The organism is bacterium (assembly GCA_018812485.1).
In the GTDB taxonomy this organism is placed as follows: Bacteria; JAHJDO01; JAHJDO01; order JAHJDO01; family JAHJDO01; genus JAHJDO01.
In genome coordinates, this window is the sequence record JAHJDO010000053.1 from 1 (window position 1) to 9,703 (window position 9,703).

The following is a 9,703-nucleotide window of genomic DNA, read 5'->3' on the forward strand; positions in this document are numbered from 1 at the left end:
AATGCCGTCTTTTAAAGCTACGTAACCTATTCTAATTAATAGCGTTACGAATAGAATATCAATCCAATTAAATTTTATATGAGGCATATATTAAAACGAGGAAACAAAAAACAGATATGCAGGAAGTATACCACATGCTTTTCTATTTGTCAAGGTAGGCTCAGAATATATGTCACAACTTACAAAACAAAGTGAATGTACGTTGTATGGCTGAATTTTATCCTGAGGATATGACGAATAGGAGCATCTGAAGGAACTCATAAATTCCCTATGCCATCTGACCAGATAAGCTCCTATGGTTTTACCCTCTCAGAAAAATAGCCTCCTGTCAAGGCATCTAAGTCTGCTGTGAGTTCCTGTATCCTCAATTCTCTTTCCAGTTTTAGTCTCAGATCTTCCAGTGGTGATATATAAGATTCTATCTGCAGTCTTCGACGCTCAAAATATGTCCTAGTAATCTCATCTAATATATCGTCTCTCAGCTGCACCATGAGACGACTTCTTGTATCAATGCTTGTTTGGTCATCATTCCAGACTAACTCGCCAAGCTTCCATGACATAGTAACATCCCAGCTTATGGCATCATCGCCCCTGACCAAAACATCTGGGTTTGCTCCTGCATCCCAGTGCCAGTAGTCGGTAACATATCTATCTAGCCCGACTGATACATCAGGAAGGAGCGCCTTTTTTTGAGCGCGATCCCTCCACTCTTTTATTTTGCCAGGATGCACTTCTGCATATTCAATAGCTACATTTTGCATTTCTTTAATACTAGGTTCGTGGTTAAACAGCTCTAAAATATTTTCCTCTGCATTCCTTTTGTCATTGCGAGCGACTGGAAGGAACGAAGCAATCTCTTCTTGAGATTGCTTCGTCACTACGTTCCTCGCAATGACAGCCGAAGTCCCGTTTGACCTATACAACCCTTTATTAGTTGCTACCCAGATAGTCCCATCATTTGCCCTTGTTATAGACTGCGCTTTGTCAGCCGCCATGCCTTTATACAAAGCCCTCCATTTTTTACCTTTTTCTTCAAAAACAAAAACACCTTCTTCCGTTGCTGCATAAACATTATCTTTAAATAAAAGTCTTTTTACCTTCCGTGACATAAGGCCATCTGATGTAAAGCTCTGCCAGGTCTCTCCATTATCATCGCTGACAAATATCCCCAAATCTGCCGCAAGAAATATCCTCTCTTTATCCACCATTATGCTATTAACCGGCTTTACTGCGCTTACTGCTTCGTCTTGCAAATCACTATCATATTCTGCTTCTTCTCTTTGGGTTACAAAAACCCTTCTCCACCCAGAATCCGAACCCTTATATACACCATATTCAGTTGCAAGAAATAGCTCCTTCCCTTTAGGCGCAATCCATCTCACACTAAGATTCCCTGCCCCACCGGAATCCTTTTCCCAAGTTACTCCATTATCATTACTGACAAAAAGCCCTCCTCTTGTCCCAATATAAATCTTTCCCTCTTCCAAAAATGCTATATGCAATATGCTATTCTCCTCCGGGCCTACTCCTTTAAATATGGTTCTCCATTTGGACTTACCATCCAAACTTTTATAAACACCCTTCTCTGTGCAGACAAATACCGCCTTTTCCGAAATACTGATAAAATTAATACTATTACCATCACCTTTTGCTGAAAACACTATTTCCCACGTAACACCACCATCTTCACTCCTATACAATCTCTTCTCTGACGCTGCAAAGACGACCCCTTCCATCACCACAACCTCTCTTATATCAGGCTCGTTAATCCCAGTCACTGGCTCCCAGAGTTCGTCAGCAAAACTAAAAGCTACAGCACAAAACAAAGACACAAAAACTACTGATAAAACAGTAAAGCATTTCACTAAACACCTCCTTTGGTTTTTCCCCAATTCACTAACTCTCCTCTCCCCCTTTAATATATAGACACACCACCCCATCATTTTCTTTCAAAAAATTTTATTTTTTTTGTAAGCCTTATACGGGTATGTTACTACTGTAGAATTATATAGGCAAGGGGGAAGTGAATTGATAAAAATATTGTGGGGACAGGTTCCCGAATAAAGCTGGGACAGCTTCTGCTTCACTGTGGTAAACGTCTCTTATGTCTTTATGTCTTTTATGTTCTTATGTCCCTCTTATGTCCTTATTTTTATTTATTAAAATAAATCCGATGATTTTCTTATTAATACAAATATTATTGATATAACAACCAGTATGAATAACGTTCCGATAACCCAATATTTAGTATTTATATAGTGAGAGGTCGGCTCTTTTAATGGAATATTATAATAATCAAATTTCCTTTTGATAAATTCAAATTCCTTATCTTTTAGCCCAAAACTTTCTTCTTTCCATTTACGCATTACGTGCGATTTCTTCAGAAAGAATCTATATTCTTTCTCCATGCTCTCTAAATCACCTTCTCTCTCATATAAGCTAGCCAATATAAAATGAGCATCAAGATATATTGGATCTTTCCTTATAGCCTTTTTTAAATATTCCATGCTATTATCATAATACCCTTCTTTGAGTAATTCTACCGCTGTAATAAATAATTGTTCTGCATCATTAGTCTTTTTTATCCTATGCCGCCTTATACCCTTATATTTCAAGACTTGTTCCACATATTTTAACCCATCGGGGCCCTCTCGTTCCAGCTCTTCTGCTATAGCAAGTGAACAAAACATAATAGATAATATTAAAATTGACAGGAACAACTTTTTCACCGAAGATCTCCTTTAGTCCCTAATTATACTCTACCTATCCTAAAGTTTCAAACTTTGAGTTTGACTTAAATGCAAAAAAGTATAAATACTACTGTGGAATTATATAGGCAAGATGAAATGGTGGGATTTCAAGAGGGGTTTTTATATTACTATACTCCGACAAGTACTTCAATCAAATTCCTGTTATTAATTATCTCTTCAATCGTCATTGTATTAAAATCATAACGCACTCCATAATCACCTAATAGAGCATTCCACTGTATCTCTGCTTCAGTACCTCTTTCTAATCTTATGATAAATATATCGTATCCTAATCTCTCTCTTATTTCTGGCTGATTCATCAAACGCTCTTCTTGTAGAGGATCCGTAGTTATAATAACTGCTCTTTGTCCAGCTTCTACATCAACTCCATGTTCTAATAATGCATACTCAGCGCTAAAAGCAACTACATCTTCCAAGACTACTATTGCTTCTCGTACCCAGTCATAATCATCCTCCGCATCTGTCTGCCTAGCAGGGTTGCGGTAAGCTTCCACTACTCTATGTAACGCTAACTCTAAGTCACGTATCCCGTGTCTTTCATATATTTCCCTAACCTTTCCACGTCTTAATTTGACCCCTCCTAAAGTTAATGTAGCTATTTCTCTCTCAGCTTTAGTACGAGCCAACGCTAACTCTTCCATTGCTCTATCAACAGCTTCTCTTAGATGCTTTCTTCTTATTAACTCAATGTCTACAATTCTCCTTATCCTTAGCAACTGAGTACATAACAACTCAGCCTCTTCTCTCGTACTAATTCCATAGCTATCTAGTATAGGATTAGTGTATGTAAATCCACCGGGTATCCTTGTCAGTCCTCGCAATTCTGCTATATCATCGAGTAAAGCTTCTAAGATTTCAGGGATTTCTACCTCTCGTAAATTATTGATAACTTCATCTATTGCTTCGCCTTCAATTAATCTCCCTATAATCGGATGACGTCTATGAGGCTTTGCATCTACAATGAGATGTCCTTCTCTCTTCCGCTCTGATTTTGGAGGTCGATGCTCTTGTCCTTCTACCTGCTGTTTTTTCTGATCAATGATTTCCCTTACGTGAGATATTGCCATTACATAACCTGCTTTTCTTCCCTCTGAGTCTATCTGCCTATACCTGGTAGCATTCAGGTAAGCTTGCTCTGCTCTATTTAAAGCACCTCTTAACTCAGGAATGTTGTATTTGTCTTCTATTCTTCTAGACCTACGAGAAAAATGACGATCTCCTGCTGAATCTTCTATCGCAGCTATTTCTCTTGCAGCTTTCTTACGAGCTGCATCTAACTCTGTTTCTGCCGTATCAACAGCATCTTTTAAATGTCCTATTCTTGCTAATTCTATATCTATAGCTTCCCTTAAACGCTTCAAGCTTCCATATAGTAATACAGTATCCTCTCCTTCAGATTGCAATGTACTACTCGACGATAATACTACCCTCAGTTCTGCCATAAGCTCATCCAACTCATCTCTTCTTCGAGCAAGCTCTTCTATTGATGTATCAGAAACCCCTATTGCAGCGCCATCTAGTAATGTTGAAATAGCTTCTTCAGCTCCCCTGATATTATCAGGATCATTTAAGGCTTCCATTGCTTCTTCGGCTGCAACTGCTTGTTGAGACAATAAATATTCCTGGATAGCAACGATTCTTTCATCATGAGGCACATTCCATCTCATCGCAAGTCCTAACTCAAAACTAAGTCCTCTCACATACATAGTAACTTCAACATCAACTAACCTCGTTCGTTTTACAAGAATATCTACAGTAAGAGTATCGCCAAGGTTATTGTGTATAATATCAAATATGCGTCTCTCGCCTGGAGATAGCTTCTTTACTATTACACGCTGCAACTCTTGACTGTAACAACCAATTGATAATGGGCCAAATCCAGGTCTTCTGTCAAAGAAACAAGTAGTAGCCCTATCGTCTTCAGAAGCAGAAATGGCAACAGGAAAATCTATCCTGCCTTCTCTAATTTCTTCGATTAAAACTCTCAATTCCGCATCATCAACCATTACACCATCCAATCTAAATACTACTTTAGTCTCTGGCGCAAGCCTACTAAATGCCCTCAAAGTTTTATCCATTGCCGCCCTTTCAACCCGCAACCTTTCTTTTAATTCACGGGCCTCTTTTGCAGAACTCAATCCATATTTAGCTACTGAGGGGGCACCAAAATAAAATTGATTGGGGTTCATCAAGTACGTCATGCTTCCCATGTCATCTCTTACTGTTCTTAATCTTTCTTCTAGAGCCTTATTAACTAGTGCGACATCTGTGTTTGATACATATTTTCCATTTTGGAAAAACCAAAGCAATGCCATCTCGTGACGAGTCATATAGTCCTCTAATCTACCACTCTCAATCTCATCCCTTATTTTTCTACTGATGCTATTTATATGGATCCTAACTGTTCTAGTTTTTATACCCAATTTATCTGCAATTTGCTTACTCGTAAACGCTTTGGCTACCAATTCGAGAACTTCTTGTTCTCTAGGAGAAAGGATATCTCTTAGTTTTACCCCTGCATTTCTAACCCAATCCGGAAAATCTACAACGTTATTTTCTAATGCTATTATAATCGCTCGTTGTCGTTTATCACGAGTTGTCTCAGTGAGACCGAGTTTTTGATAAATATGCTTCATATGATTTTTAACCGCACCTTCCCCTATATGCTTTTTAACCTCACCTTTCCATCTGATAGGCGATAATTTACTGACAATTTCACTATTCATCAAACCTTGAGCTGCTAGCTTCAAGACTTCTAGTTCACGTGGAGACAAATTGTTTAATGCGTCACTGACAACCTTTTCTGCTGTCTGAGCTAATGTTGCCTTCATCGCAGTCTGGTCAGCATCATATTGATGCTCCTCTACTATAGGCCTCATCGCTCTAAGTATTCTTCCTTCTTCTGTAGTTTCAGGATAATGTTCAATCAATCTGTCTATCACTTCTTCCATAGCTTCTCCTGTAAAAACCTCAGCCACATAATCCTCACCTAATAAAGCCTCCATTAATAAGTCATAAGCTTCTTTATGTCTTCCTGCATCTAAAGCCATTTGAGCATCTAAAACTGGCCCAACGTTACCAGCCTGTCCTCCTTCCCCACCCGGTGCATCATTTGAAAGTTGAACATGTGTTTCAATCCCGGCAGAAGCGCTGGTGGTCAGATCAACTACTCTATTAACCATTTCTTCAAAAACAGGCAGTGGCGTGTCTTTGGGTCTATGTACCAAGATTATTGGTAATGTTTTAGCAACCCTTTCAAATAATTCAGTTATATCATCTAAATAACCTTCATATGCCTTCGTTAATGGCATTCTTGCTATAGCACGACCGAGTATTTCTTCTAAGTTGTCTAAAGGAGTCAAAAAACGTTGATAAGAACCAGAAAACATGGGAGAACTATCCATGATTATTATGCCATATATCTTGTAAAAGCCACGTTTTGGAGTCATACCTGTATCTACATGCCTTGTATCCCTATCTAGATAATACAACCTCCTCGTAGGCCTATCTCCCTGGAGATCGCCAGCTACCAATACATCTTTGTCATCTGGATCTAAAAATGCTGCAGCTTGTATTGCTGCAAACAAGTCCCATTTTCCATACAACTCAGGGCGTTCATGTATCTTTCCAGCAAGAGCAGCCTTACCTGAAGCTTCTTTACCTACAACAAGCCATTTACGCCCTTCTGGATCAGCAATAATATGTGCATGGAGACGTATTGCACCCAATTTTCTAAGTAACTTTGTTAAATCTAAGCTAACCATGTGATTACCTGTAGCTTCTCTTATTATACTAATGATAGCTTGTCGAGTAGGATTCTGGATTCTTCGGTTGGTCAAACCATCAACTATAACTACATCACCATTAAATGCAATGCGGAATTTAGGAAAAACCACTTTTACTGCCGGAACAGGCATTGAAGACATCTCAACAGAATTTATTTGCGGCCCGGGGACTTCGACCTCAGATCTAAGTGCATAAACAGCGCTGAATTCTTTACTATGTTTATCTTTTGCAGAATAATGGACAGCTAATCTAATACCACGAGTAACAGGATTTAAAGTAATAAGAAGGATATTTGGTTCACCAACTTCCTCATCATCTACTCTTCCTGTTAGAGCAGAAAAACCACTTAGTTTTCCTCCATGATGAATAGTTTCATTAATCAGATTTTCTTCAAAACGTCCGGGATCATTTTCATACATTGAAGCTATAAACTCTAATATCTCATTAATACGTTCTGTCCCAATAAGTTCAACTAGCTCTTCGTCAACTAAAACTTGCCTAAAGGAGCTAAATAATTCCGGGATTTTTAATGTAACCCTTCCTTTATATTCAAACAAAACTTGTCCTCTGTTCGGTCCCCAGCGACATCTATTCGCCTGAGCTAATGCTGCCTGGGCTTCTGCGACTAAAGCCTCTGCTGCAGGAATCCCTTCAGTAAGGTCTCTATCCACATCAATAATTGTCTCAACTTCAGCTATTCTATCAGATACAGCTATCGCTGTTTGATATCCATCAAAATCCGGAGTTTTTCCTTGTGTATATATTCGAGCCAACGTCAATGCTGGCATTAATATAGCTAAGGCTTCTTGATATTTGCCCGCTGCTATTAATTCTCTGGCCGCTTCTATTGCTGCCCATAGTGGCCCCATACTTGCACCGCGGGCTGCTCCTTCAATTATCCCGACTCCCTCGTAGCTCGCGTCTTGGGATGGGAAATGTATAACTTCGGCACCAACTCCAGGAAACTCTACGACTCCTTCAGTCATCTGGTCCTTAATGCTTGTCACACACACAATAAAACCTCCAAATTGCGTTGAAGGGTACAGGCGAAAACGAACTATCTTTTGCGACAAAAGAAGGCTCCCCTTAAGATTAATGCTTCCAGTCTGAATTAAATATGCGGCTTCGCCAACTAATGCATACATATCATCGCTTGTAAGTCCAAGTTCTAAGACATCATCGAAATCTAAATGTGGATGCCAGTTAAGATCTCCTTCTCCAGCTAATGCTGGTCTTTCACCCCTGTCAGAAACAATCTGTCCTGTCTGCTCTCCCGTTCTTATCATTCTTTCTAACGCTCGGCGCTGTGGTACTGTCAAAGGCTCCATAGTAGCTACCAAATCCCTCAGATCTTCTCCTGATACACTCCCAAAGGCAGTTTGCATCCCGTCTAATATTACAGCTGCTTCCTTCACAGTCATAGCATCTTGTGCGATTTTTGTAGCGAGTTCGGCCCAATCCCATGTTGGAATATTTTCCAATGCCTGGCGTTCTTGCATAAGAGATTCTTCTATCGACCACTCAACCCCACCTCGCAGAACATAGTAAGCATCTGTCAACACAAGCTGTAGATAAAACCAACGCATTATCTCTGGCAACAGTTTACGCTCTATGTCCGTCAAGGGCTCCTCGGCCGCCTGTTGATAAGCGAGAATGAACGTTTCGACTTTATCTATGTCGAATTGCAACCTCGAAGTTGGAGTTTGACTTACGATCATAAGGTTAATCAAATCAGCGATGCGAGGCATCACCGCAGCGAAATCCAAATCCAGGATACCTGTAAGAAGCGAACCATCCCGCAATAGTACATTCCTAGGATTGTAATCACCGTGCCCGATGGTACAAAGCAAACCTTCATCTTGAAGATGTGGTGTTATGTTTTCAGTTAAGGTTTCGAGCTGCTTTATAAAAAAATCATAATTATCAAGGAAAGCCCTGGCTTCTCTTGTATTTTGTCCCTGGGCACCTTCCCGGAGAATTTCAAATTGCTCAAGGGCTTCATCAAGGTGGTACAAATCGATTGACGGCCAGCCTTTGTTTTTGGGATCAACCCGTTCTCGAATCGATAATTCCTCCCTCATGGAGTCATACAAGTGTTTCAATAATGGTAGATTTTCCCTCATGGCTCTATGAAATCGACAAAGAGCCTCTGCCGTAACCAGCAACTGCTTCTGCGTCATTTGACCCCACTCGCCAGGCTCTCCTTCAACAAAGGTTGTAACGGTAACAATACATCCATCTGCCTCTGTGTAGGGTTGGTTGGCGCTATCACGAACGAATGGTTGAATCGGCAATCCTGCCTCATATGCTATTAATCTAATCTGATCATAGAAGCGAACCATGGAAGGAGTTATTGCAGTGCTCAAGTGCACGGAGTAATCACCGTGACTCGTTGTTTCCCTGTATACCGCAGAGAAAGAACCCTGTCCTATCAGCTTGATTACATCAAAATCTTCTATAAAGCCTTTTTCCTGTAAAAGTCTTCCCAAGCTTTCAATATCCGTTGCACGATTAGGGACTGTGTGTTTTTCCTGTTCATCATAAACTTCTTTCATGCGTCTACGGGTACCAGCTTCTCCAACAGGAACTCTTAGAGTATCTTCTGAACCAGGGCAGGAATATAGACTGGTATTACATAAGAATACTATGCTCAATAATATTGCTACAACCTTCAAGTTATTACCTTTTTTAAACTTTATCATAATTTTGGTAAAAAATTCTACTTGGCACATTGGCACCATGAGATGGTGCAGCTACACTGGCATCTGTGGCTTAATCTTTTTCACTAGACAACGGAATATGCACGGGTTCATCTTTAAATGGCCCTAGAAATTTAGGCGAAAATAATGGATCTGGGCATGGTTCTGCTTCTTGTTGTTGCAACGTATCTTCAGCTTCTTCATTTATCTTTCCTCTAACTTCTTCTATAAGGCTTCTTTTTTCAATAAACTGACGCTCTCTTTCATAGTCTTGTTCTACCTGTTTTTTGGTGCCCATTTTAGTACTTTTCACTGATTCAGGAACAGCATAGGTAGGGTTATTTATAAAACTAATGGTGATGATTAATATCAATAGACTAATAGAAATTGTATTTTTTATCATGAGATACCCCTATTTCTACAAATTATAAGCTTTTTTAAACTTTA

General features: G+C 39.6%; 4 protein-coding genes. All 4 read right to left on the minus strand.

Annotated features, from left to right (window positions below):
* Positions 1-293: 293 nt before the first annotated feature.
* The 4 genes from KKC91_04265 to KKC91_04280 all read right to left on the minus strand — a co-directional run bounded on the left by KKC91_04265 (position 294) and on the right by KKC91_04280 (position 9,659).
* The gene (locus KKC91_04265) at positions 294-1,865 is read right to left on the minus strand and encodes a hypothetical protein (GenBank protein MBU0477764.1); all 1,572 of its coding nucleotides are present in this window, start codon (positions 1,863-1,865) and stop codon (positions 294-296) included.
* Positions 1,866-2,159: 294 nt separating this feature from the next.
* Positions 2,160-2,729 (minus strand): hypothetical protein, encoded by a 570-nt coding sequence (locus tag KKC91_04270; protein MBU0477765.1) that lies wholly within the window; start codon positions 2,727-2,729, stop codon positions 2,160-2,162.
* A 149-nt stretch (positions 2,730-2,878) separates the two neighbouring features.
* On the minus strand, positions 2,879-9,259 hold the full coding sequence (locus tag KKC91_04275) for a LuxR C-terminal-related transcriptional regulator (GenBank protein ID MBU0477766.1): 6,381 nt from the start codon (positions 9,257-9,259) through the stop codon (positions 2,879-2,881).
* Between the two features lie 70 nt (positions 9,260-9,329).
* Positions 9,330-9,659 carry a hypothetical protein gene (locus KKC91_04280; GenBank protein ID MBU0477767.1) on the minus strand — a complete coding sequence of 110 codons (330 nt, stop codon included), beginning with the start codon at positions 9,657-9,659 and terminating at the stop codon, positions 9,330-9,332.
* Positions 9,660-9,703: the final 44 nt, after the last annotated feature.